Origin of the sequence: Rufibacter glacialis, assembly GCF_008271745.1 — a bacterium.
In the GTDB taxonomy this organism is placed as follows: Bacteria; Bacteroidota; Bacteroidia; order Cytophagales; family Hymenobacteraceae; genus Nibribacter; species Nibribacter glacialis.
In genome coordinates this window covers 15415-41074 of the sequence record NZ_VKKZ01000010.1, presented here as the reverse complement: position 1 = coordinate 41074, position 25660 = coordinate 15415, and the positions used below count along the sequence as shown (strand labels likewise).

Sequence of the window (25660 nt, the reverse complement as noted above, 5' to 3'; positions counted from 1 at the left end):
GGTATACCTAGAAACCGAAAGCGTTTCAAGGCTGATTTCTCAAAAACAACCTTGAAATAGGCAGCAGTCAGGAAAATTGCCTACTTTGGAAGCCTGTATTTTAAACCCCATTCCCTGTGACCGTACCCGCCCTACAGCAAGGAGACACCGTTGGCATTGTTTGCCTGGCCCGAAAAGTCAGTTTAGAAGACATTCAGGAGGGCATCAACTTATTAGAAGCCTGGGGACTGAGCGTGGTGCTGGGCCAAAGCATAGGGGCCGAAGACGGCTATTTCGGAGGGCCTGATGAACTGCGGAAAACCGATTTCCAGCAGATGCTGGACAACCCTCAGATCAAAGCCATTTTCTCTGCGAGGGGCGGCTACGGCACTACCCGCATTCTAGATCAGCTCGACTTCAGCGGTTTGCAGCAAAACCCCAAGTGGATCATCGGGTTCAGTGACGTGACGGCCCTGCTCTGCCACCTGCACACGCTGGGCCTGCCCAGCGTGCACGGCACCATGCCCCTGCTCATGGGCAAGCCCGAAACCGCGGAGGCCGACGAGACTCTGCGCCGGCTCTTGTTCCAGGAACCGCTGTCTTACGCTGTTCCGGCCAATCCCCACAACATAATGGGCGAGGGCACTGGGCAATTGGTTGGCGGCAACCTCATTCTCTTAGACACCATTTCCGGTACCGCTTCTGACGTGGATTATTCGGGCAAGATTCTGTTCCTGGAAGACGTGGGCGAGTATTACTACAATGTTGACCGCGTGCTGGTGCACCTGCGCCGGTTGGGAAAACTGCAACAGTTGGCGGGCCTGGTAGTGGGCCAGTTCTCTGATATGAATGATACGCAAGTGCCGTTCGGGAGGGATGTGCCGCAGATCATCCTGGAACACTGCGGCGGCTACGGCTACCCCATCTGCTTTGACTTTCCGGTAGGGCACGTAGACCGCAACTTCGCCATGGCCGTGGGCCGCGAAGCCACGCTGCGCGTGGGAGTGGACGGTGTTAGCTTGGCCTACACCAACAGCTACTTTTAAGCTGATTTCCTAAAAACAGCCCCGCAAAGCAGTTCTAACGATCACTGCCTTTAGCAGCACCCGCCCCCGTCATAGAAAAAAGTAGACGGCGTGATAAGCAAGTCTTCCTTGCCCAAGGAAGCCAGCGCTGCGGCGGTTTTATCACACACGGCCAGCGGCTGGTTGTTTAGGAGCACGTGGCCGTTCTGGTCATCAAAATATGGGTGAGGGCCATAGTAAATGGCGGTTTTGCCGGTGAACACACAGGGGCCGTCGGCGGGCATGGGATCTTTGATGGCGCACACCTCCACGCTTTCAATGAAGATCACCTCTTGGATAGCGTATTGCGCCGGCGAGAGTACCCGGTAGGGCCTGCGGGCGCGTACCTCAATGGTACCGAAACCTTCGTCTGTCAAAGCTTTCAAATATTCTTCCAGCGATAGGGCTCCGCTTAGGCACAAGGCGCGGAGCTGCTCGTCTTCTCTCAGGTTCTGGGGCATGCCGCCGTCACAGATAGGGTCAGAGAGCACCAGGCGGCCGTGTGGTTTCAGAACCCGGTACATTTCACTCAGGGCCAGTTTCAGGTCTTCCTGCTTGAAGATGTTGAAGAGGCAGTTCTGGGCCGCCACGTCCACGCTTTCGCTCTCCACGGGTAAATCCAGGGCATCGCCGTGGCGCAAATCCACAAAGTCTGCTTTAAACCAAGGGTTCTGCGTTTCCGCGGTCTTAAAATTCTCTTCGCTGGCGCTGAGCATCTCATCTACCACGTCTACCCCAATGGTGCCGCCGGCTTGCCGGTTGAAGTACGAGAACTGCAACAGTTCCATGCCTCCGCCAACCCCCACGTACAGAATAGTAGGGTTGTTGGCTAAGTCACGGGGGTATACCGTGCTGCCGCACCCGTAGTTCATTTCCTGCATTCTTTTAGGGATAGACAACCCGGGCAATTGCCAGACAGGTGTGGTGGTGCAGCAAAGGCCCACGTCTGGGGTAAGGGCGGCGTTCCGGTAAAGGTCTTGCGTAGCGTTCAGGTAAGACATAGAACAGTTGATTTGGAATTCACTTTTTAACTCGAGATAAAACCAAGGCACCAGATGGGGTACCGTACCTCAAACACAGAAGACGCTTCTGTAGGGACTTCTCCCTTTCCCCACCATAGCTAGGCCCCTTTCCCGTAGACCGACCATCTACGGATTGTACAACCAATTCGGTTTGCCATTGTTTCAGGTATTTTGCCAATTCCGGAAAAAAAAGAGCCGTTTTCAGGGTCTTCCCTAAAAACGGCTCTGAAATAGCTTGTCTGTAAACGGCGGTTACTTTTCGGTCATGACCACATGCAAGACCGTCTGGCCTACGGCTTTGAGGGTGTTCCGGTCAATGATGTCCATGGTATCAGTGTGCCGGTGGTGGAACGGCCCAAAGAAGCCGTCTGGGCTGGCGGGGTAATAGGCAATGATGTCAGCCATTCTGATGTTGGCGTGCTGGATGACGTAGGTGTGGTCATCAGTGATGCCGGGGCTGTCCTGGAAAGGGAAATAATCTGAGTACCCAATCTGATGCGCGGTGCGCCAGACTTTCTCCACTACATCTCCGGCATAGGTGCGGCTGGTTTCTTCCTGCGCAAAACGCGAGCCCTTGGCTCCTACCATGTCCAGGAGAATGCCGTAGCTGGCGGTATAGCCCTGGGGCAGCAGGTTCTTAGACCAGTACTGGGAGCCCAGGCACCAAGTGTCTTCCTTGTATTCGCCGGCATTCTCTGGTTGGCCGTAATCTTCGCCGTCAAAGAGCATGAGGTCTACCCCCACGTCTCCGGTTAGCGGATTGGCCTGCAGTTGCCGGGCAATCTCCAGCAGCACCCCTACCCCGCTGGCCCCGTCGTTGGCGCCTTGTATGGGTTTGGTAGGGTTCTGCGTGTCTTTGTCGGCTACGTGGCGGGTGTCCCAGTGGGCCGCGAGCAGAATGCGCTTGCTGGCCTTAGGGTTGTACTGCGCCATGATGTTGCGCAAATCCAGGTTGGTGCCGTCATAGGCTTCGGCCGTAAAGGCCTGTATCTGCATGGTGGCACCGAAGCCGGTCAGGGTTTTGATGAGGTAATCGCCGCAGGCGCGGTGCGCGGGCGTATTGGGCACTCTTGGCCCGAAAGCCACCTGCCGGGCCACAAACTGATAGGCTGAGTCTGCGTTGAAGGCTGGCACGTTCACCGCCGCAGCCGCCGGTTCTTCAGCGGTAGCGGTTTCAGTCGTAGACTTTTTCTCGCAGGCGGGAAGGCTGGCGGCCAGGAGCAAGCCCAGCGCCAGCACTTTCGTGTTATTCTTCATAAGCCCAGTCAATACCGCTTTTCATGTCTTTTATCACAATGCCCTGTCCTTTCAGCTGCGCCCTGATGGCGTCTACCTTGGCGTAGTCTTTGGTTTCCTTCGCTTCTTTGTAAAATCCCAGTACTACCTCTAACAACGTGAGGGCATCAGTTGTCTGTTCTATCTTCAGGCCCAGCACGTCCAGCGCCAGGGTGCGGTACTGCTGGCGCATCTGCTCAAACGTCTCCTCAGAGAGGATTTCCAGCTTAAAGCCGCCGGTGTGCATGCTGTTGATCTTCTTGAGCAGGTTGAACAGCGCGGCAATGGATTTGGCGGTGTTCAGGTCATCGTTCAAGGGAACGAACAGTTCAGAAGTCAGTTTCTGGATCTCCTCGTCGGCTTTGGCGTCTACGGCGGCAGTCCCGGTCGGGTACTGCAGCTGATCCAGAATGCGCAGGCCATTCATCACCTTCAGGTAGCCTTTGCGGGCCGCCTGCAAGCCTTCGTTGCTGAAGTCAAGCGTGCTGCGGTAATGCGCCTGCAGGATGAAGAAACGCACCGTCATGGGCGAATACGCCTGCTGCAGCACCTCATGGCTTCCCGTAAACAACTCGCCCAGCGTGATAAAATTGTTCAGCGACTTGCCCATCTTCTTGCCGTTGATGGTGATCAGGTTGTTGTGCATCCAGAAACGGGCCGCGTCTGTGTGGTTATGACTGGCCTGGCTCTGCGCGATCTCGCACTCATGGTGCGGGAACATGAGGTCCAATCCGCCGCCGTGGATGTCAAACTGTTTCCCCAGGTATTTCCGGCTCATGGCCGAGCACTCCAGGTGCCAGCCTGGAAACCCTTCTGACCACGGCGAGTTCCACCGCATGATGTGGCTGGCCGAGGCTTTCTTCCACAGCGCAAAGTCCAGCGGCGAGCGTTTTTCCTCCTGCCCGTCCAATTCACGGGTGTTGTTGAGCAAATCCTCAATGACCCGCCCAGACAGTTTGCCGTAACGGTGGTCTTTGTTATAGGCCGGCACGTCAAAGTACACCGATCCATTCGATTCATAGGCCAGGCCGTTGTCCAGGATCTCCTGGATCATCTCAATCTGCTCAATGATGTGCCCCGAGGCCCGCGGCTCAATATCGGGGGGCAGGATGTTCAGCGAGGCCATGTCCAGGTGGAAGCTGTTGGTGTACTGCTGCACCACTTCCATGGGCTCCAGCTGGTGGGCCTTGGCGTATTTCTCAATCTTGTCTTCCCCGTCATCGGCGTCGTTCTGCAGGTGGCCTACATCAGTTATATTGCGCACGTAGCGCACTTTGTAGCCCAGGTACTGCATGTAGCGGCGCAGCACGTCAAAGGTGATGTAGGGCCGGGCATGACCCAGGTGGGCATGTCCGTAGACGGTGGGCCCGCAGACATACAAGCCCACGAGCGGGCTTTCCAGGGGGGTGAAGGGTTGCTTGGTCCGGGTGAGGGTATTATATAAAGACAATGGGTGGTTCATGGGGCAAAATTATAAAACTTACTGGTACTTGTGGTAAGGGTACGGCGTTAGTGGTGTTTAGCAGCCTTTTCTTTTGTTTTGCCTTAAGGGAGTTGGTGGTTTTGGGGTTACTTTCTGGAAAGGAGGTTTGAAACGGAAGACTTCTGACGGTGCAGGCCTTTTGTGCAGGCCTTATGCCGTTGCTGACAGAATTCGTGCATGCCTTTTGCCGTTGCTGGCGTAGTGGCGAGTATTGGCACAGGCCCTTATGCTCCCTTGTTCGCCGTTGTTGGTGTTCTCACCAACAACCAAAACTGCGTCTCCCAGCCGCTTGTTTCACATGGGGCTGTTCTATGCACGCCTTTTGCCGTTGCTGGCGTAGCGGGTGGATTCAGCGAGGCCCTTATGCTGGGTTGTTCCATGGCTGCCCTTCGTGCGCTCACGGCCGCGAGGCCCCGTCTTCCCCTCTCGCACTGCCCTTTCGGCCTGAAATGTCTGTTCCTATTAGTAATCGTCTATCCAGGGCCAAAAGCGAGGCGCGCTCGGGAAAGACTGGAACAGGGGAAAGTAGTCTAAATAGCAGGGAGAACCCTGTAGAGACAACGGCACCGCCTTGTCTCCTTACGCATTGCTATCTATCCTCTATTATCTATCTCCTTTCTATTGCTCCCACACATTCCAGATACTCCCCCTTTGAAGGGAGCGAAGGGGATGTTTACACTCTCCGATTACTCTTTCCCCAAACGCCTATCCCCTCACAAGCCAAACTTCCCTAGTGGCTGGCTGAGCCGCATTCCTTCCATCCTGTCAGGGGACAGGCCGAGGATTCGGATTACCCATCAACAAAAGAGACCTCGTAGTGTCTTCAGACCTACGACTGTCTTCCACCAACCCTGTTATCAGCCCATTTTCAACAAAAGAGGAGTTAAACGCTTAATCTCCCTCCTGGGCGGCAGTGGCAGTCTTCAGTTCATAAGTAGCTTCCAAGGGGAAATGGTCGGTGAACTGGATTTGGTTCAGGACGTCAAACTGGAGCAGTTTGAGGCGGTCACTGAAGAACTGGTTGTCTATCCTGATGGGCAGCCGGCCGTTGTAGGTAAACCCGAACCCGTTGCCGCCTTCCTCAAAGCCGTTCTGGAGAGAGCGCCGCAGCTGGTGATAGGTGTAGGAACTGGGCAGGTCATTGAGGTCGCCGCAGAGCAGCACCGGGTGGCGGCTGGCCTGAATGTGCTCCAACAGGCGCTCCACCTGGTGGCTGCGGGCAATAAAGCCTCCTTTCAGCCGGCGGGCAATGTTACGGCCACTGGTCTTGAGCCCGGCCTCGCTCTGCACGGCGGCGGCTACCTCTTTCTCCTCAATGGCCATTGACTCCAGGTGCATGTTGTACACCCGCAGCGTGTCTTTGGAAGGAAGTTTCACGTCTACGAAAATGACCTGGTTTTTAGTAGGTCGGTCAAACGTGACGGTGCCCTTGTCTATGATGGGGAACTTAGAGAAAATAGCCAGCCCAAACTCGGCGCCAATGTCGTTGGTGAGGGCCTTGCCTACGTAAATCTCGCGGTCTTGCTGCTTGCCAATGCGTTTGCGGCTGTTGTAGGTGTTCTCGGTTTTGTCATGGTAGAACTCCTGGAGGCAGAGAATGTCTGCGGGGTGCTCGGCCACCCATTGCATTTCCTTCTCTGGCACGCTGGGGTCTGCCGCATGCAGGTGCTGGTACACATTGAAGACCCGCACGTTGTAGCTCAATACCTTGATTTGCGCCTCTGCCGGGGCCAGGCTGGCTTCTGAGGTGTTGTAGGTAAGGTAGCGGGTATACTGCCCCCAGAAAAGGAAAATGAGCAGGGCCGGCCAGAATGCCCACAAAGGACGCTGCCAAACCCACAGCACCAACAGCACCGCATTGAGTACCAGGGCACCCGGCAACGACATGGCAATAAAACCGGCGGGCCAGAACACATGGGGCGGCACGTACTGGCACGCCACCCCCAGCAAAAGCCACAACGTAGACAAAGACGTAAGAAAAGAAAGAAGCTTCCGGAGCACAGAGAAAAATTTAAACGCCGAAGTAAACGTACGCAAAAAACCGCAAGCTGGTAAAAAAACGTAGGTCCTGGCTCTTGAATGGGTATCTTCAGGAACGCAGGCGCACCAGGAACCCTTGAAATAAACCGCGCCATTTGAAATAGGCGGCCGGCCCTTCCGTTTTAAACTTGACCTGGCGTGCCTTGTAATTGAAAATTATACCCTAATTTTACATCCTTAACACCTTATTTAGTACAGCTATGTTGTTATCCAGCTTATTATTCATCGGCAACTTAGGAACCGGCGAAATTATCGCTTTATTGGTGATTGTTCTGTTGCTATTTGGCGCCAAGCGTATTCCAGACCTGGCCCGTGGCTTAGGGAAAGGGATCCGGGAGTTCAAAGACGCCACCAAGGAGATCAAGAACGATATTGAGAACTCGGCCAATGATGACCGGTATTCCAATAACCAGAACAGAAACAATTCTTATAACCCCGGCCCAGGCTATAACAACCAGAACCAAGGTTATAACAACCCTACCCCAGGTTACAACAATGATGGTACGCCTTATACCAACGCACCTGGTAACCCTAACCCAACGCCCAACAACCCCAACGTTTAATACATGCGTTATACATCCCTTGACGCTATCCGCGAGGAGATAGGCCGAGGCTCGCTCTCTTGCCGTCAACTAGTGGAGCGGTACCTGCAAAACATCAATGCCAAACGCCATCTGAACGCGTTTCTGGAAGTGTTTGAAGAGGAAGCCCTTCGGCAAGCCGAAAAAGTGGATGCCAAATTACAAGCCGGGACCGCCGGCAAACTGGCCGGAATGGTGATTGGCATCAAAGACGTGCTGGCCTATGAGGGCCACACGCTCCAGGCCTCCAGCCAGATCCTGAACGGTTTCAAATCCCTTTACACCGCCACCGCCGTGCAGCGCCTGCTCGCAGAGGACGCCATCATCATTGGCCGCCAGAACTGCGACGAATTCGCCATGGGCGGTTCCAACGAGAACTCCTCCTTTGGCCCGGCCCTGAACGAAGTAGACAACTCCCGCGTGCCGGGCGGTTCTTCGGGCGGTTCTGCGGTAGCCGTACAAGCCGACCTTTGCCTGGCTTCTATCGGTTCAGACACCGGGGGTTCTGTACGCCAGCCTGCTGCCTACTGCGGCGTGGTAGGCATGAAACCCACCTATTCGCGCATCTCGCGCTACGGCCTTATCGCGTACGCTTCCTCTTTTGACCAGATTGGCGTGATCACGCAGAGCGTGGAAGACGCGGCCCTGCTGCTGGAAGTAATGGCGGGCGCCGATGAATTTGACGCCACCGTGAGCCAGCGCCCCGTACCCGCCTACAGCCAGAACCTTTCCTTTGACCGCCCCGCCCGCATCGGGTTCATCCGGGATTCTTTTGAGAGCCCAGGATTGAACGCGGAGGTGAAAAACGCCGTGCAAGGCGTGCTGGACCAGCTACAGGCCGACGGCCATACGGTGGAGCCCGTGGAATTCCACTTCCTGGACTACATTGTGCCTACCTACTACATTCTCACCACCGCCGAAGCCAGCTCCAACCTGGGCCGATACGACGGGGTGAAATACGGTTTCCGGAGTGAGAACGCCACGGACCTGGCCTCTATGTACAAGAAAACCCGTTCTGAAGGCTTCGGCAAAGAAGTACAGCGCCGCATCATCCTGGGCACCTTTGTGCTTTCAGCGGATTACTATGACGCGTATTACACCAAAGCGCAGCAGGTACGCCGCCTGATCAAAGAGAAAACCGACGAGCTCCTGAGCCAATACGATTTCCTGATCCTACCCACTACCCCTACCACCGCTTTCAAGATAGGGGAAAACACCAAAGACCCGCTGGCCATGTACCTGGAAGACATCTACACGGTACAGGCGAACCTGGCAGGCATTCCGGCTATTTCGTTACCAATTGGCAATGACGCCGCAGGGCTGCCCATTGGGGTGCAAGTGATGACCAAAGCATTTGGGGAAGAGCAACTGTTCGCTTTCTCTAAACTCCTGATGAACCATCAACCACAAGTAACTGCCTAATGCATAAAACTACCCTTCTTACTGGCCTTCTACTTACATTAGGCTTGGGCACTGCGGTGCAGGCCCGGCAAACTACGGTTCTGGATCTTCCAGTCGTGCAAGTAAAAGACACTACCAAGGTGCTCGTTGACTCTGTGGAGTTCATTCCGGTGGAAACCGATGAACTCATCCAGGACCGCCTCAGCTGTCTGGAACAGGAGATTCCGCTGGAGTTCAACAAGCAGGTAAGAGGGTTGATTGACTATTTCACCATCCGGAACCGGAAATACACCCGACGCGTGCTGGAGCGCAAGCCGCTGTACTTCCCTATGTTTGAGCAATATCTGGCCAAACACGGCATGCCAGATGAGCTGAAGTATCTGGCGGTGGTGGAATCTGCGTTACTGCCCAAGGCCGTTTCCTCGGCCAAGGCCGTGGGGCTGTGGCAGTTCATGACCCCTACGGCCAATGATTTCAGGTTGGTGCAGAACCATTACCTGGACGAGCGCATGGACCCCGAGAAATCAACCGAGGCCGCCTGCAAGTTCCTGAAACAACTGTACCGCATGTTCGGCAGCTGGGAGATGGCGCTGGCCGCCTATAACTGCGGTCCGGGCAACGTAAGAAAAGCCATTACCCGGTCGGGCGGCAAGAAGACGTTCTGGGAAATCTATCCGTATCTGCCTAAGGAAACGCGGGCCTACGTACCTTCTTTCACGGCCCTGGTCTACGCCCTGAACCACGCCGAGGACCATAACCTGTACCCGGCCAAGGTACAGATGCCCATTGCCGTAGACACCCTCCTCATCAGTCAGCCGCTGGACCTGAAACTGCTGGCCAAGCAACTCAACCTGCCCGAGGATCACATCGTGAACCTGAATCCGGCGCTGAAACTGAAGCACATTCCAGAGAACGTCTCAAATTTCCCGCTGCGCATTCCGGCTGATGTGCGCCCTTTCCTGGCCGATAACCGCATGGCCATTCTGGATTCTGCCCGCTACGTGGCGCCTTACAGAGCCCCGGCCAGAACCAAACTACCTGCCTTACAGGAAGTGCCCGCCACCATCCTGGCCAAGGCTGAACCGGCTTTACCAGACAGCAGCACCAAATCTTTCTACCACGTACGCCCCAACGACAACCTTTCTAAGATTGCCAAGGAGCAGAACGTGACGGTGGAACAACTCAAAGCCTGGAACAAGATCAAGGGCAATATGCTGGTTGCCAACCAGAAGCTGGTTCTGTTCAAGCCCGAAAGCAGCGTTTCCGGCGCCAATTCCAAAGAAGCCGCCAAAACAGAGACCACTTTGCTGGCCTCAGCGGAAGACCTGGGTACCCCGGCTGGCAAACACGCCGGCCCTGACGCGGAAGGCATGCCCAAAGAGAATGCGGCCAGCGTGGCCGTGACGTCTAAAAAAGCACCCGCCAAGAAACCCGAGGCTCCCAAGCTGCAGACGGTACACCATGTGCAGCCCGGTGACACCCTCTGGAACATCTCTAAACGCTACAACAACGTGAGCGTGGAGCAACTGAGAAAAGCAAACAAGCTGAAAGGCGACGAATTAAAACCTGGCATGAAGCTCATTGTGGGTTGATAGCGGGCTTACCGTACAAATGGCATCTCTGGTTTAGGCCCGGGATGCTTTTTGTTTTTCGGGCGTTTTGGCGGAAACAGGGCCTAAACAAGAAGACAGAAACCAAAGCACTCCTTTGGTGAACCTGTTAAATTTGCACTACTTTGAATTACTCCCTACCCGGCACGCGTTAGTTGGGCAGGGCACATAGACTACTACACACAATTGAAGGAACATGATTAAAATCAACAAGGAAGACGCGCTAAATTACCATAGCCAGGGGCAACCCGGCAAGATAGAGGTGGTGCCTACCAAAATGGTCAGCACCCAGATGGACTTAGCCTTGGCGTACTCACCGGGGGTGGCAGAACCTTGCAAGGAAATCGCCGCCAACAAAGATGATGTGTATAAATACACCGCCAAAGGCAACCTGGTGGGCGTGATCACCAACGGAACCGCCGTTCTGGGCCTGGGCAACATTGGGCCAGAGGCCTCTAAACCGGTCATGGAGGGAAAAGGCGTGCTTTTCAAGAAATTCGCCGGAATTGACGTGTTTGACATCGAGATTGATGAAACCGACCCCGACAAATTCATCCAGATCGTAAAGTCTTTGGAGCCTACGTTTGGCGGCATCAACCTGGAAGACATCAAAGCCCCTGAGAGCTTCAAGATAGAGAACGCCCTGCGGGAGCAGATGAACATCCCGCTCATGCACGATGACCAGCACGGCACGGCCATCATCTCCAGCGCCGCCTTGTTGAACGCCCTGGAAGTGGTGGGCAAAGACATTGACAAGATCAAGATGGTGGTAAACGGCGCCGGGGCCGCCGCCATTGCCTGTACCAAACTCTACCTGGAACTGGGTGTGAAGATTGACAACATTGTCATGTTTGACAAAGACGGCATCATCAGCCCAGAGCGCAACGACCTGGACATCTACCGCGCCCAGTTTGTGACCATGCGCAAAATCACCACCCTGGCCGAGGCCATGGAGGGCGCCGATGTGTTTGTGGGCCTGAGCGCCGGCAACGTTTTAGCGCCTGAATTGGTGAAACTGATGGCAAAAGACCCCATCATCTTCGCGCTGGCCAACCCAGACCCGGAGATCGCCTATGACACCGCCATGGCTACCCGCCCAGACCTGATCATGGCCACCGGCCGCTCAGACCATCCTAACCAGGTGAACAACGTGCTGGGTTTCCCTTACATTTTCCGGGGAGCCCTGGACGTGCGCGCCACTGAGATCAACGAAGCCATGAAACTGGCCGCCGTGTATGCCCTGGCAGAGTTAGCGAAAGAAGGCGTGCCGGACATCGTGCACAAAGCCTACGGCGACAATTCCATCGCTTTCGGCCGCACCTACCTGATCCCGAAACCCCTAGACCCCCGTTTGATCACCACCATCAGCCCGGCGGTGGCCAAAGCGGCCATGGACTCTGGCGTGGCGCGGTACCCTATCCAGAACTGGGACCGTTACCACCAGGAGCTGCAGGCGCGCATTGGAATTGACCAGAAACTGATGAACCGCGTGATTACCCAGGCCCGGCAGAACCCTAAAACAGTGGTCTTCGCCGAAGCTGACCATTACAAGATCCTGAAAGCGGCCCAGACGGTACTGGAGCAAAAACTGGCGTACCCTGTATTACTAGGTGAGCGGGCGCGCATTGAGGAGATGATCGCGGAGTTCAACATGGACCTGACCGGCAGCGTGATCGTTGACCCGCGCGAAGAGGATGCCAAGTGCGAGAAATTCGCGCACCTGCTGTATGAGAAGCGCAAGCGCAAAGGCCTTACCCTGTTTGACTGCCGCAAGCTGGTGCGTAACCGGAACTACTTTGGCTGTATGATGGTAGAAACCGGCGAAGCCGATGCCCTCATCTCTGGTCTTACCCGTGAGTACTCCTCTACCATTCTGCCCGCCCTACACGTGATTGGCGTGGAGGAAGGCGTGAACAAGGTGGCGGGCATGTACATCATCCAGAACAAGAAAGAGCCTTATTTCTTCGCAGATACCACTGTGAATTTGCAGCCAAGCGCAGAGGAACTGGTAGACATCATTGGTTTGACGGCGCGTTACGTGCGCTTCTTTGACCGCGAGCCCCGCATGGCGGTGCTTTCGTACTCCAACTTCGGGTCCAGCTCTGGGCAGGTGCCTACCAAAACCCGCGAGGCCACCCGCCTAGCCAAGCAGCGCTACCCAGACCTCATCATTGACGGCGAGATGCAAGCCAACACGGCGTTGAACCCAGAGTTGCTGCGCGAGCACTACCCCTTCAGTGAACTGGCGAACGTGGGGGCTAACACCCTCATCTTCCCGGGTCTGGCGGCCGGTAACATCGCCTACAAACTTTTGCAGGAAATCGGCGGTGCCGAAGCCATTGGCCCTATCTTGATGGGCATGCGTAAACCGGTGCATATCTTGCAGTTAGGCTCTTCTGTGCGCGAGATCATCAACATGGTGGCCATTGCAGTGGTAGACGCGCAAACGTGCAAGGCAAAACTCTAAATAGTACTAGTACGTACTGCCTGTATCTTCCTCTAATATAGGCGATTCACTATCTTAAATATGACATTCTGTTTTTAGCTTGTTTCTATAAAATAGGCTAAAAACAGAATGTTTTTATTACCTTAATTCTGATTTCACCTCCTACACCGCTGGTTGCATGATTGCTTATTTAGATGGCCGCCTGGCTCAGAAAGACCCTACCTTCGTGATCATTGACGTAGGAGGGGTTGGCTATGAGCTTCGGATCTCGCTGAACACCTTTGGGCAGCTCCCGGAAGGCGAACGGTGCCGCCTGTACACCCACCAACACATCAAAGAAGATGCCCACACTTTATACGGTTTTGCTACGCTGGCTGAGAAGAGCGCGTTCCTGAACCTGATCTCTATTTCTGGGGTAGGCCCAAACACAGGGCTTATGATTCTTTCCTCCCTCACGGTGCAGGAAGTACAGCAGGCCATTGTGCGGGAAGATGTGCGCACCATTCAGCAGGTAAAGGGGATTGGCGCCAAAACGGCCCAGCGGATCATACTGGAACTGCGGGACAAATTCAGGAAAGGACTGGGTCCGGATGCGGTCAGCGTCACCTTTGGGGCAGCGCACAATACCTCCAGAGAGGAGGCGTTATCTGCATTGGTCACCCTAGGCTTCGCTAAAAATGTGGCCGAGAAAACACTAGACAACATCATTAAACGGGAGGGCGCAGGCTTAACCGTAGAAGAAATGATCAAGTTTGCTTTGAAGTCATCTTAAGTAACTTCCCCATTATTTGTGTTTTACAAAAAGAAGCCTCACATTCTTTCAGCCGCGGTAGGGTTGGTGTCGTTGATGGCTTGGCTTTCTCAGGCCGAGCCAAGTGGAGTATCCATGGCAGGTGTAAGCGCGGCGCTGGCGGCGCTCACAGAGGCAGAAAAAGAACCGCAAGACACAACCAGGAACCAGGGCTACATTCCGTCCAGACGTCCTAAGCTCATCTTTGAAGACCGCCGGGGAGATCCTTTTTCCAATAGAACCACCTTGTCGCCGCTTTTGCTGCCGTTGCCCAAAAACGTGGAGGTAAACGTGGTGCCCGATGACAGCCTGAAGACCTTTGAGATCACTGAGCAGGTGGGCGGTTATAATTACCGTGACCCCAGCACCATGACCTTTGAGGAGTACTCGCGCTACCAGCAGCAAAAGTCCATCAGAGATTACTGGCGTACCAAATCAGCCGCCCTGGACGAGCAGAACCCTGCCGCCCCCAGCCGCCGCCTGGTGCCCACCATTGACATTGGGGGCCGTACGTTTGACCGACTGTTTGGCGGAAACACCATTGATATACGGCCTAATGGTCTGGCCACCCTCAAGTTTGGCGCCCTGTTCAATAAAAACGAGAACCCGGCTATTCCGCTGCGCCAGCAGAGCATAGGTGACTTTGAGTTTGACCAGAGCATTGCCCTCAACATTGACGGCCGCATTGGCGAGAAGATGCGCATCTCCGCTAACTGGGACACCAAAGCCAACTTTGACTTCGAGAACAACCTCAAGCTGGAGTATACCGGCTACCCAGAGGAGATCATTCAGAAAATAGAGGCCGGAAACGTAAGCCTGCCGCTGAACAACTCCCTTATCTCGGGAGGCCAGAACCTCTTCGGGTTAAAGGCGCAGTTACAGTTGGGCAAACTCTCGGTGACCGCCATTGCCGCAAACCAACGCGGCAGCATTGACGCCATTGACATCCAGAACGGTGCCCAGAACCGCCGCTTTGAGATCAGGGCAGATGAGTATGACCGGGACCGCCACTTCTTCCTGGCCCAATTCTTCCGCAACCGCTATGACCAGGCTTTGCGCAACCTGCCGCTGGTCAACTCGGGCATTGTGGTGCGCCGCCTGGAAGTGTACATCACCAATGACAACCGCTCCACTCAGAACCTCCGGAACGTAGTAGCCCTCATGGACTTGGGTGAGCCGGCCCCCTTCCGGTCCCGTTTCAGCAATAACCAACCGGCCGGTGCAGGCGCGGGCAACAACCAGAACAACCTGTACGGAAGCCTCACCAACCGGAATAACACCCAGGTAGACAACTTCCTGGAAGGCTTGGGCCTACAGAAAACCGTGGATTTTGAGCATGTGCGTGCCCGCCGCCTGGACCCCAACGAGTACAAATTCAACCCGCAGCTGGGCTATATCTCTTTGAACGCGGCCCTGTTACCGGAACAAGTGCTGGGCGTGGCGTTTGAATACACCCTGAACGGCCGTACCTACAAAGTGGGCGAACTGCAGGAAGACTACCAGAACGTACCCGAAGACCAGGTGATCTTCCTGAAGTTGCTGCGCGCCACCAACCCTGGCCTCAGAACCCCTACCTGGGACCTCATGATGAAGAACGTCTACGCGCTCAACGCGAACCAGATTGAGCGCCAGAACTTCCAACTCAACGTGGTCTACAAAGATGATGCAACCGGAGGCGACCTGACCAGCCTCCAGGATGAGTCTCGGTTAAAAGGGATTCCTCTCATCCAGGTCTTCAACCTGGACAACGTGAACACGAACAATGACCCACCGCGTGACGGCAACTTTGACTTCTTGTCGGGCATCACCATTGACCCGGAAAGCGGGCGTATCTTCTTCCCGCAGGTAGAGCCGTTTGGGTCTTACCTCCGCTCCCGCTTCATACCGGGGCAGGAAGACCAGTACATCAACAAGTACGTCTTCCAGGAGCTCTATGACTCCATCCAGACCGATGCCCAGCAGTTCGCGCACAAAAACAAGTTCTTCATTCAGGGTCGCTACCAAGCCTCCAGCACAGATGAGATCACCCTGCCCGGCATCCGAATCGCCGAAGGCTCAGTGGCTGTGTACTCCGGCGGAACGCGTTTGGTGGAGGGCCAGGACTACCAGGTGTTCTATGATCTGGGCCGGGTAAAGATCCTGAACCCTAGTTACCTCAACAGCGCCAGCAACCTGCGCGTGACGTATGAGAAAGCAGACATCCTGAGTGTGCAGCCCCGTACCCTCATGGGCGCCCGGTTTGACTACCGGGTAGACAATGACCTGATCTTAGGCGCTACGGTGTTGCACCAGGGGGAAAGGCCTTTTATCCAACGGGTGAACATAGGAGATGAGCCCAGCAACAACACGGTGTATGGGTTTGATGTGAACTACCGCCGTGATTCCCGCCTGCTCACCCTCCTCACCGACAAGCTGCCGTTCCTGGAAACCAAAGAACCCTCTTCCATTACCCTGGGGGCCGAGGTAGCCCAGCTGGTTCCGCAGAAGACCAAATTTGAGGGCGAAGACGGCGTCTCTTACATTGATGACTTTGAGAACGCCAAAACGCCTTACTCCTTAGGAGGCTTCAACACCAACGCCTGGCGTCTGGCCGCTACCCCGGCGCCCCTGGCAAACGGGGCCACCGGGTTGGCGTATGCCTACAACCGGGCCAAGCTGGCCTGGTACACCATTGACCAGATCTATTACTCCTCCAACAACCTGCGCCCTAACAACATTAGCCGCGAAGAGTTGGAGAACCACTACGTACGGGGTATCCAGCGGCGGGAAATCTTCCCTAACCGTGACCCGGAGACCAACAATACCTTTGAGTACACCTTTGACCTGGCTTATTACCCCAGAGAACGCGGGCAGTACAACTACAATCCCAGCGTAAGCGCTGATGGCCAGATTCTGGAAAATGACCCCAGAAACAACTGGGCCGGTATCAGCCGTGAGATCTCGTTTGACAACAACTTTGACAACGCCAACATTGAGTACCTGGAGTTCTGGATGATGGACCCCTTCATCAAAGGAGACCGCGGCCGGAGCATTATCACGGGCAAGCCCGATGCCCAGAACAGCCTGGATGAGAACGGGAAGCTGGTCTTCAACTTAGGTAACATCTCTGAAGACCTGCTCAAAGACCAACGCTACGCCTTTGAGAACGGCCTCCCCACCGACGGGAACACGCAAAACACAGAAACCACCCCTTGGGGCCGCGTGACCCGCACCCAGTTCCTCACCGATGCTTTTGACGCTGAAGCCGGATCGCGCCAGTACCAGGACATTGGTCTGGATGGCTTGAACGACAACGATGAGCGGGCTTTCTTTCAGGGTATTTACAGCACCTTGGCAGATCCCTCCGCTGATAACTTCCGCCACCACTTAGATCCTTCTTATGACGCTTCCAGAACCGGGGTGCTGGGCCGTTACAAGAACTTCAATGGCATGGAAGGCAACTCCCCGGTGAACAGCAACCTGTCGTCCAATGCGTTCCCAGACAAAGAAGACCTGAACAAAGACAACGTCATCAGTGACGTGGAGCAATACTATGAGTACAACATTGACCTGAACCCTAATCGGTTGGCCGTGGGCAGCAACTACATTGTAGACCGCGTTGACTCAGTAGACACCGGCAACAACCGGGTGCGCTGGTACCAGTTCCGTATTCCGGTGAGAAAACCCACCGGCAACGTGAACAACATGCAAGGCTTCAAGTCCATCAGGTTCATGCGGATGTACACCACTAAGTTTGCTGAGCCGGTGGTGCTGCGTTTTGTGCAGATGCAGTTTGTCTCTAACCAGTGGCGTACCTACAACACCATTCTCTCCAACGGCGCCCCTTGCGTGGGTGACTGTGACACAGATGCCTCCGCGTTTGAGGTGTCTACGGTCAGCATTGAGGAAAACGGCGAGGTAGACCCGGGCACTATTCCGTATGTGGTGCCACCGGGCGTATCCCGCCAGCGCGATTATTCCTCGGCCAACAACCGCCGCCAGAATGAGCAGTCGCTGCAACTGAACGTGGAGAACCTGAGAGACTCTTTCAGCAAGGCCGTGTACAAGAACGTGTCGCAGGACATGCTTATCTACAAGCGCCTGAAAATGTACGTGCATGCCCAGTCACCCAGCGGCACTAGAGACAATGAAGTCAACGCCTTCGTGCGGATTGGTACTGACTTCACCCAGAACTACTACGAGTTCTCTATTCCGTTGAAGATGACGCCGCAGGGCAGCCGTGACCCCTACCAGATCTGGAACGAGCAGAACTTTATTGACATCGCCTTTGATGAGTTTGTGCGCCTGAAATCACGGCGGAACCAGCAAAGCTTCCCGCTGAACCAGGTTTTTGCCGAGGTAAGGGAAGACGGCAAGGTCTTCAGAGTAGTGGGTAACCCCGACTTCAGTGACGTGCAAAGTCTCATGATTGGTCTGGAGAACCCGGCCACCCCAGACAGAGCAGCCCATTCCGTGACCCTTTGGGTGAATGAGCTGCGGGTGTCAGACTTTGACCGCACCGCCGGTTGGGCTGCTACTGCCCGGGCTAACGTGAAACTCGCTGATTTTGCCAACATCACCGCCACCGGGTCTTATACCACCGTGGGCTTTGGCGGCATTCAGCAGCGAGCAGCCCAGAGAGCCCGCGAAACCACCGGTCAGTTTGACATCACCGCCAACGTGGCCGCCGAGAAGCTGCTACCTTCGGGCTTAGGCCTGGTAGTGCCTTTGTCTGTGCAATACGGAACCACCATGAGTGAACCGCGCTTTGATCCGCTGGACCGTGACACGGAATTAGATCTCTCGCTGCAGAAGTTTGAGGAAGGAACGGAGCGGGAGAATTACCGCAAGGAAGTCGTGAGCCAGACCACTACCAAGAGCGTGAACCTGCTCAACGTCCGGAAAGAGAAAACCGACCCCGAAGCCAAGAGCCGCATCTATGACGTAGAGAACCTTTCGTTCTCCTATGCCTACACCGAGGTGCTGCACACTGATATCTCCACGGACCGGAACTACTCTAAGACCTACAACGGGGGCGTGGCCTACAACTACAACAACTCCCCTAAAAGCTATACCCCTTTTGCAGAGGTGAAGGCGTTCCAGTCGCCGTACCTGCGGTGGTTGAAGGAATTCAACTTTGCCCTGATGCCAAGCAGAATCTCCGTAAGGGCCGACCTGGACCGCCGCTACAACGAGACGTTCCTGCAGGGCCGTACCTCGCCGTACAGCCTGCCAGACACCGTTGGTTTCCTGCCTACTTTCCAGAAATCGTTCTTCTTCAACCGTATCTATGACGTGAAGTGGGACCTGACCAAGAGCCTCACCCTGGACTATACCGCCACCAACCGTGCGGTGGTAGACGAGCCCAACGGCCGTATCAATGAGGAAATAGATTCTTTGCGCTGGAAGAACAACGAGATCTGGCACAACCTGCGCCGTTTTGGCCGTAACACCAACTTCAACCAGGTGGTGGCCGCTACCTACCGGTTACCGCTAGACAAATTCCCGCTTACTGACTGGGTTTCCGCTGATGCCCGGTACCAAGCCGGTTTCACCTGGACTTCGGCCTCTACCGCCCTCAGCCGGAATGACACCTTGCAGTTAGGGAACACCATTGAGAACAGCACCGAGACCAGCCTAGGCGGAAAGCTGGACCTGGTACGGCTCTACAACAAGGTGCGGTTCCTGAAGGCGGCCAACGAAGCCTCCCCTAACCCGGGCGTGCGGCAGCAGTCGGTGAAGCCAGGGGAGGCGGCAACCCCAGACTCTACCAGAAGCGGTGGACGCCAGGTCATGAACGGGATCCTGCGGGCCTTGATGTCTGCCAGATCTTTGAACTTCACCTATGCCCGCACGGAAGGGACGCTGCTGCCCGGCTTCCTGCCTACGGCCCAGAACTTCGGTCTGGCCGATGGGTTTGGGGCCCCTGGCCTGGACTTCGTGCTAGGCAGGCAGTTCCCGCTCCACGACCTTTACAGTCGTGCCGATCGTGAGAACTGGTACACCGACAGCAGCCAGTACCTGAACACACCGCTCAGCTCACTTAAGTCTGTGAACTTTACGGCCCGGGCTACCATTGAACCGTTCCGGAACTTCATTATCACGGTAGACGGGGTCATGAACAAATCTGAGATTGATGAGGTGTACTACCGCCGTGACTCGGCGTTGGTGGTACAACGGCAGAACCCGTTCACCACCGGTTCTTACCGCGTTTCCTTTATCTCTCTGCAGACCATGTTTGAATCTGGTTCCGGCAATGCCTCTGAGGCGTTTGAGACCTTCATCAGGAACCGCGCCGCCATTGCCAGCCGCCTCAATGAGGCCAACGGAGGTCCCGGCCAGTACCAGTTAAATTCACAGGATGTCTTGATTCCGGCGTTCATGCGGGCCTACCAGGGCAAAGATGCTAACGGGTACAAAGCCAAGCCTTCGGGACCGTTTGACGCCATTCCGCTGCCTAACTGGAACGTGGTTTACAACGGACTGTCCACCTTACCGTTCTTCCAGCAGTATTTCAGCTCCTTTACCCTGAACCACGCCTACCAGTCTACGTACACGGTGGCCAACTTCAGCACCGCACTGGACTACAGCTTTAAGCCATCGGGTTTCCCAGACAAGGTAGATCCCCGCACCGGTGACGTGATTCCGTACTACATTGTGAGCCAGGTGGCCATCACAGAGAGCATGAACCCGCTGGTGGGGATCAATTTCAGGACCAAGGGCACGTTAACCGGCCGCTTGGAGTACAAGACCCAGCGGAACCTCCTGCTCAACATGACCAACGCCCAGGTAACGGAGAACGCCATCAAAGACATAGTGGTAGGCATGGGGTACACCACCACCAACTTCAAGATCCCGTTCCGGATCGGTGGCTCGCGTAAGACGTTGGAGAATGAACTGACCATGCGCCTGGACTTCACCATCAGAGACAATGAAACCATACAGCGCACTATTGCGGTAGACACCGATGGCAACGAGTACCAGAACAACCTGACCACCGCCGGCGCCTTGCAGGTGCAGATACGGCCTACCATTGACTATGTGGTAAGCCAGCGCCTGAACCTGCAGTTCTACTACACGCAGAACATCAATGAGCCTAAGGTGGCCAACGCGTTCCGCAATACCGTGACCGAAGGTGGGGTGCAGCTTCGGTTCAGTTTATCAGATTAAGAGAAGGGTTACCTTTCGCCCTTTGGGCGGCAAGTGGCCATAGCCAGAACCTGCGTTCGCCTTTTTTTCGCCTCGTAGTACCACTACGCGTCTCTGAAAAAGCTTCCGCAGAACCTTGCTCTGACCACTTTCGCTTCTAAAAGCGAACCTTAAACCTTCTCCGGGCTTGCGGCACGTGCTAAAAAGAACGTATTTTTGAATCAAACTTAATTATATCACTTATGAACTTCCCAGAGGAACTAAAATACACCAAAGACCACGAGTGGATCAGAATTGAAGGCGATGTAGCGTACATAGGCATCACAGATTTCGCGCAGCGCGAACTGGGTGACATTGTGTATGTAGACATTGACACTTTAGACAAAGACGTGGCCAGAGAAGAAGTATTTGGTACTGTTGAGGCGGTGAAAACTGTTTCTGATTTGTTCAGCCCGCTTTCTGGCCAGGTGCTGGAAATCAACGAGAAACTGGACGGCAACCCTGAGCTGGTGAACTCTGACCCGTACGGTGATGGCTGGATGATCAAGATGTCTATCTCTGACCAGGCGGAAGTGGCCGAGCTTCTTTCTGCCGGTGCATACCGTGAATTGGTAGGCGCTTAATATTTTACTGGTGCGTATCTCCTATTATGCACTGGCACTTGGGTGGGCAGTGGTGATCCTGATTGGGACGCTACTGCCCGCCCCTGTTTTACCCCCTGCCCCAAAGTGGGACATTCTCACCTTTGACTCCCTGGTGCACGCCATTCTGTTTGGGGTACAACTGCTGCTGTTGCTGTACGCCTTCCACCGCGACCCTGCCGTTCCACAGGTGACCAAGCGCCATATTACCGGCTCCTTCCTCTTCGTGGTTTTCTTCGGGATTCTGGTGGAAGTGCTGCAAGGCTCTATGAGCATGGGCCGGGAGGCAGACCCGGTAGATGCCCTCAGCAATACCATTGGCGGCGTGATTGGGTTGGGGCTGTGGTTCCTGTTGCCGCGCCGTTCCGCGGCTGGTTTCAAGAAATCAAGCTAAAAACACTTCATATGGCACGCAGGCGCTGGCTCTTGCTCAGTTTTTCTCTTCTTTCCTTCTGCTTTGCGGGAAAGGCCCAGGAAATGACGCGGGTGCGGCAGACCATTGCCCACCTGGCCTCACCAGCCCTGCACGGTCGCGGCTACGCGTTCAAAGGCGACAGCCTGGCGGCCGACTACCTGCAGCAACAATACAAGGCCATCGGTCTGCGGCCGTTTCCATCTGGCTATCTGCAGCCTTTCACGCTTCCCATCAACATCCTGGACAACCGCCTGCAGCTGACCATTGACGGCAAGGCGCTGGTACCCGGCGTTGATTTCCTGGCGCACGGCGCTACCGGCGCGGGAAAGGGCGAAGGCCGCGTGTATGACATAGATACCCTGGTCCTAGCCGATGTAGATGTAGCCCAGCAGTTCCTCACCAACAACCTGCGCAACAAAGTACTGGTGGTGCACCAGCGTCACTTCCAGCAACTGCTTTCCTTGCCAGACCCGTTCCAACCCCAGCTGCAAAGCGTGGCCGCCGTGATTGTGCGGCAGCCCGGCCCTAAGCTGATAGGCACCGTACTGGGCGAGCAACTCCCGTTCCCGGTGCTGGAGGTGCTGGAAAAAGCCTGGCCTAAAAAGGCGAAGAAAGTGACCTTTGCCGTAGATGCCCGCCTGGAACCGCAGTACCGCAGCCAGAACGTGATCGGGTTTGTGCCAGGTAAGATCAAGCCAGACTCTTTTGTGGTGGTGACGGCGCATTATGACCATTTAGGCCACCAGGGCAAAGACCTGTATTTCCCGGGGGCACATGACAACGGCAGCGGAACCGCCATGCTGCTGGAACTGGCCCACTATTACGCCCAACCGCAGAATACTCCGGCTTATTCCATCGCGTTCATGGCCTTCGCCGCGGAAGAGGCTGGCTTGGTGGGTTCAAAGTACTACACAGAGCACTCGCTTTTCCCGCTGGGCAAGATCAAGTTCCTTCTGAACCTTGACTTGGTGAGCACCGGCGAAGAAGGCCTCATGGTGGTGAACGGCAGTGTTTTCCCGAAGCAGTTTTCCCTCTTGCAGCAGTTGAACCAGCAGCACGGGTACCTTCCGCAGATCAAGAGCCGGGGCAAGGCGGCTAACTCAGACCATTATTTTTTCTCTGAACAGGGGGTTCCCTCCTTCTTCTTCTACACCCTGGGCGGCACTACCACTGAATACCACCACCCGCAAGACAAGCCAGAGACGCTCCCCCTCACCAAGTTCAAAGAGGTGATGGCCCTAATCCAGGAGTTTGTGAAGGCGTTGTAGCTTCTGTTTGGGGCTGCTTTTTGCAAAAACAGGGCTGAAAGCAGAATGCCGTATTAACGTGAATTGGGGATTATCTAGTTGATTAGCTCATCGCTCCAACGATCAGATTCTCCCCTTGAGGGGAGATAAAGAGGGGTGTTTACAAAAGAGAGCGGCATTCCAGAGTTAATTATAAAAGATATCTTCTTATCAAAGAAGCAAGCATTATCATCTATGCGTTGACCAGCAAGTGTAAACACCCCTCTTCGCTCCCCTCAAGGGGAGAATCCGCCATTTTAAACCAATTAAAACAGAAGAGCCTCTGCGCCTCCTTTTCAGGAAAGCGCAGAGGCTCTTTTTTTGATCCTTTACGAGGTCGCAACTTCTACCTCAGCAGCAACACCCTACGCACCACCACTCCTTTGTCGGTGACCATCTTGATCAGGTAAAGGCCATTGGTTTGGTAAGGCAATGAAATGGGCAGTGGCAGCCGCTTTACGTGCTTGGGCGACGTGATTTCCTGCACCACCTTGCCTACCGCGTCACAGACCTGGATGCTGGTGATGAGGGCTTCCGGTGACGTGATATACACTTGTCCCGTGGTGGGGTTAGGCGCTACCTGCAGGGCCTTTAGGGCCTGCTCTTCCTGGGCCCCCAGCGGGTCACCGTCTACTTTCACATCATCCAGGTAGAGGTTGTTCTCAAAATCAGTCACGTGCCGGAATTTGACCAACACTGTTTTGGCCGAGGCGAAAGCGCCCAGATCTACCGTTTCCTGGCGCCATTGGGCGGCGGTGGGCACAAACTCATCCTCGGTGAAATAAGGAGTGGCCGTGGTCAGGGCCTGGCCCGCTTTCTGATAGAGGCGCTGATAGGTGGTCCCGCAGTCAGCGGAGGCCCAGACTTCCAGGGTATCAGAGAAGCCGGATTCAGACAGAAGGGCGTAGGCCAACTGGAACGACAGCCGGGGCGTGCTGCGGGTTGAAAGGTCCAGCGGCGGCAGCACCAGTTCGTCTACCAAACCATTGGCTTCATAGTCTATGTTGCGCATGACCGCTGAGGCCACGCCGGTTTTGGCGGCCTTGGTGGTCCGTTCCCAGGTAAGGTCCCGGTTGGGGTTGATGATCCGCCAACCGGCCGGCGGGAACGTGGAACTCTCAAACCCTTCCTGCAAGGACAAGGTTCTACCAAGGGTCTGGAAAGAAGCGGTAATGGTGTTGTTACCCGCATCTGCGTCTGTGGCCGCGTTATTCCTTGATACAATGGAATAAGTAATGGTATGGGCCCCGGGGGTAGTGGTCAAAGCGGGAAGGGAAAGGATAGCGTTCTGGAAGGAGGCTAGGGACCCGGTCCAGGAATAGGTTTGGGTGGGGCCGTTGTCTACCCTGTACTGAATCTGGGCGGCGGTGAGCGTTTGGCTGCCTTTGTTGCGGAGTACCACTGTAGGGGTGAAAGACGGGGCACAAAGTACCTGCCCCGGCGAGGTGACCTCAATGAGCGCGGCATCCAGGTCTGGGACCTGCACGGCTTTGCACCCTGGCGAGGTAAGGAGCCCGGCCCGGAAGGTATTCAGCGTCTTTTGCATCACGTTCTTCTGCCCTATGGTAAAAAGGTTCATGCAGGCATCATTGGTGTAGTCCATGAAGTTCATGAACATATCACTGGTGTTGTTGCAGCTGGCCTTGGGAAACGTGGGGCAATCGGTGTTTTCTTCCTGCTGGGTAGGCGTATCGTCTACCTGGTCATTGCCGCACGGCTCGTCGCCCCAGATGTGGAAAAGGTTGAGCCAGTGGCCTACTTCATGGGTGGTGGTCCGGCCCAGGTTGAAAGGCCGCACCACGGTGCCGGTGGTCCCGAAGTAGCGGTAATCAATCACCACGCCGTCGGTCAAGGGAGAGCCTACGTTGGGGAACTGGGCAAACCCCAGCACCTTCTCGTCTTTGTGGAACCGCACCACCCAGATGTTCAGGTACTGGCTTGTGTTCCAGGCCTCTTTCCCGCCCAGGGCCGCGAACTTCATAGAGTCGCCTACCCCGAAATCTGGCTTGGTGGTAGCGGTTCTGGTAATGCCGTTGGTGGGTTCGCCGTCTGGGGTGCGCTGGGCCAGGCAGAACTCAATCTCGGCATCGGCGGCCACACCTTTGAAAAGATCCGGGGTATTGACGGCATCGGCGTTCAGCCGCCGAAAATCCCGGTTCAAGGCCTCTATCTGAGATTTAATCTGGGCATCTGAGATGTTTTGGGTAGAGGTATTGTAGACCACGTGCACCACCACCGGAATGGTGACCACGCCGCCCAGCAGTTTTTTCTCATTGGTCTGTTTCTGGCCTGTTGCCGCCATTCTGGCCTGTTGCTGCACCTGGGCCTTGAGCGCGGGGCGGCTTTTCTCCAGGTGTGCCAGGTGCTGCATGGTACCGCAGGCCCGCGTCTGGCCCCAGGCGGAAGTTACTCCCAGATACAGGAAAACAAGTGCGAAGAGTAACTTCTGAGCCATGGGCTTGAACGTGTTTCAGTTGGGATTTCCAGGAAACAGGCCAA

15 protein-coding genes are annotated in these 25660 nt (G+C 55.3%); 10 read left to right on the top strand and 5 right to left on the bottom strand.

Going from position 1 to position 25660, the window contains the following annotated elements; translation table 11 throughout:
• Positions 1 to 116 precede the first annotated feature (116 nt).
• Entirely contained in the window at positions 117 to 1025 is a 909-nt protein-coding gene (locus FOE74_RS01080; protein WP_149096763.1) for a S66 peptidase family protein, read from the top strand.
• A 50-nt stretch (positions 1026 to 1075) separates the two neighbouring features.
• On the opposite strand, the gene arsM is transcribed toward FOE74_RS01080, so the two are convergent.
• The 4 genes from arsM to FOE74_RS01060 all read right to left on the bottom strand — a co-directional run bounded on the left by arsM (position 1076) and on the right by FOE74_RS01060 (position 6860).
• Complete coding sequence (arsM, locus tag FOE74_RS01075; RefSeq protein WP_149096762.1) at positions 1076 to 2044, bottom strand: arsenosugar biosynthesis arsenite methyltransferase ArsM; 969 nt, start codon at positions 2042 to 2044, stop codon at positions 1076 to 1078.
• Between the two features lie 273 nt (positions 2045 to 2317).
• Positions 2318 to 3322 (bottom strand): M28 family peptidase, encoded by a 1005-nt coding sequence (locus tag FOE74_RS01070; protein ID WP_149096761.1) that lies wholly within the window; start codon positions 3320 to 3322, stop codon positions 2318 to 2320.
• Positions 3312 to 4802 carry a cysteine--tRNA ligase gene (cysS, locus tag FOE74_RS01065; RefSeq protein WP_149096760.1) on the bottom strand — a complete coding sequence of 497 codons (1491 nt, stop codon included), beginning with the start codon at positions 4800 to 4802 and terminating at the stop codon, positions 3312 to 3314. Before cysS ends, FOE74_RS01070 begins: the two co-directional genes overlap by 11 nt.
• 912 nt (positions 4803 to 5714) lie before the next feature.
• The gene (locus FOE74_RS01060; protein ID WP_192576576.1) at positions 5715 to 6860 is read right to left on the bottom strand and encodes an endonuclease/exonuclease/phosphatase family protein; all 1146 of its coding nucleotides are present in this window, start codon (positions 6858 to 6860) and stop codon (positions 5715 to 5717) included.
• 203 nt (positions 6861 to 7063) lie between these two features.
• On the opposite strand from FOE74_RS01060, the gene FOE74_RS21610 reads away from it, so the two are divergent.
• From FOE74_RS21610 to FOE74_RS01015, 9 genes are all read left to right on the top strand, one after another.
• Positions 7064 to 7426 carry a Sec-independent protein translocase subunit TatA/TatB gene (locus FOE74_RS21610; protein WP_149096758.1) on the top strand — a complete coding sequence of 121 codons (363 nt, stop codon included), beginning with the start codon at positions 7064 to 7066 and terminating at the stop codon, positions 7424 to 7426.
• A gap of 3 nt (positions 7427 to 7429) precedes the next feature.
• Positions 7430 to 8866 carry an Asp-tRNA(Asn)/Glu-tRNA(Gln) amidotransferase subunit GatA gene (gene gatA / locus FOE74_RS01050; RefSeq protein ID WP_149096757.1) on the top strand — a complete coding sequence of 479 codons (1437 nt, stop codon included), beginning with the start codon at positions 7430 to 7432 and terminating at the stop codon, positions 8864 to 8866.
• Positions 8866 to 10437 carry a lytic transglycosylase domain-containing protein gene (locus FOE74_RS01045; protein ID WP_149096756.1) on the top strand — a complete coding sequence of 524 codons (1572 nt, stop codon included), beginning with the start codon at positions 8866 to 8868 and terminating at the stop codon, positions 10435 to 10437. Before gatA ends, FOE74_RS01045 begins: the two co-directional genes overlap by 1 nt.
• A gap of 214 nt (positions 10438 to 10651) precedes the next feature.
• Positions 10652 to 12922 carry an NADP-dependent malic enzyme gene (locus tag FOE74_RS01040; protein WP_188686377.1) on the top strand — a complete coding sequence of 757 codons (2271 nt, stop codon included), beginning with the start codon at positions 10652 to 10654 and terminating at the stop codon, positions 12920 to 12922.
• 157 nt (positions 12923 to 13079) lie between these two features.
• On the top strand, positions 13080 to 13673 hold the full coding sequence (gene ruvA, locus FOE74_RS01035; RefSeq protein WP_149096755.1) for a Holliday junction branch migration protein RuvA: 594 nt from the start codon (positions 13080 to 13082) through the stop codon (positions 13671 to 13673).
• A 114-nt stretch (positions 13674 to 13787) separates the two neighbouring features.
• Positions 13788 to 20840 carry a T9SS outer membrane translocon Sov/SprA gene (sov, locus tag FOE74_RS01030; RefSeq protein ID WP_225840589.1) on the top strand — a complete coding sequence of 2351 codons (7053 nt, stop codon included), beginning with the start codon at positions 13788 to 13790 and terminating at the stop codon, positions 20838 to 20840.
• Positions 20841 to 21061: 221 nt separating this feature from the next.
• Positions 21062 to 21442 (top strand): glycine cleavage system protein GcvH, encoded by a 381-nt coding sequence (gcvH, locus tag FOE74_RS01025; RefSeq protein WP_149096754.1) that lies wholly within the window; start codon positions 21062 to 21064, stop codon positions 21440 to 21442.
• A 10-nt stretch (positions 21443 to 21452) separates the two neighbouring features.
• On the top strand, positions 21453 to 21854 hold the full coding sequence (locus FOE74_RS01020; RefSeq protein ID WP_188686380.1) for a VanZ family protein: 402 nt from the start codon (positions 21453 to 21455) through the stop codon (positions 21852 to 21854).
• Positions 21855 to 21865: 11 nt separating this feature from the next.
• Positions 21866 to 23143, top strand: a complete 1278-nt coding sequence (locus tag FOE74_RS01015; protein WP_149096752.1) for a M28 family metallopeptidase — start codon at positions 21866 to 21868, stop codon at positions 23141 to 23143.
• A gap of 364 nt (positions 23144 to 23507) precedes the next feature.
• On the opposite strand, the gene FOE74_RS21370 is transcribed toward FOE74_RS01015, so the two are convergent.
• A complete protein-coding gene (locus tag FOE74_RS21370) occupies positions 23508 to 25616 on the bottom strand; it encodes a M43 family zinc metalloprotease (RefSeq protein WP_188686383.1) in 2109 nt (702 codons plus the stop codon).
• Positions 25617 to 25660: the final 44 nt, after the last annotated feature.

Coding starts and splice junctions, on each gene's coding strand:
- ruvA (WP_149096755.1), top strand. CDS start 13,080: ATGATTGCTTATTTAGATGGCCGCCTGGCTCAGAAAGACCCTACCTTC.
- cysS (WP_149096760.1), bottom strand. CDS start 4,802: ATGAACCACCCATTGTCTTTATATAATACCCTCACCCGGACCAAGCAA.
- gatA (WP_149096757.1), top strand. CDS start 7,430: ATGCGTTATACATCCCTTGACGCTATCCGCGAGGAGATAGGCCGAGGC.
- gcvH (WP_149096754.1), top strand. CDS start 21,062: ATGAACTTCCCAGAGGAACTAAAATACACCAAAGACCACGAGTGGATC.
- FOE74_RS01040 (WP_188686377.1), top strand. CDS start 10,652: ATGATTAAAATCAACAAGGAAGACGCGCTAAATTACCATAGCCAGGGG.
- FOE74_RS01045 (WP_149096756.1), top strand. CDS start 8,866: ATGCATAAAACTACCCTTCTTACTGGCCTTCTACTTACATTAGGCTTG.
- FOE74_RS21370 (WP_188686383.1), bottom strand. CDS start 25,616: ATGGCTCAGAAGTTACTCTTCGCACTTGTTTTCCTGTATCTGGGAGTA.
- FOE74_RS01070 (WP_149096761.1), bottom strand. CDS start 3,322: ATGAAGAATAACACGAAAGTGCTGGCGCTGGGCTTGCTCCTGGCCGCC.
- FOE74_RS01015 (WP_149096752.1), top strand. CDS start 21,866: ATGGCACGCAGGCGCTGGCTCTTGCTCAGTTTTTCTCTTCTTTCCTTC.
- sov (WP_225840589.1), top strand. CDS start 13,788: ATGGCAGGTGTAAGCGCGGCGCTGGCGGCGCTCACAGAGGCAGAAAAA.
- FOE74_RS21610 (WP_149096758.1), top strand. CDS start 7,064: ATGTTGTTATCCAGCTTATTATTCATCGGCAACTTAGGAACCGGCGAA.
- arsM (WP_149096762.1), bottom strand. CDS start 2,044: ATGTCTTACCTGAACGCTACGCAAGACCTTTACCGGAACGCCGCCCTT.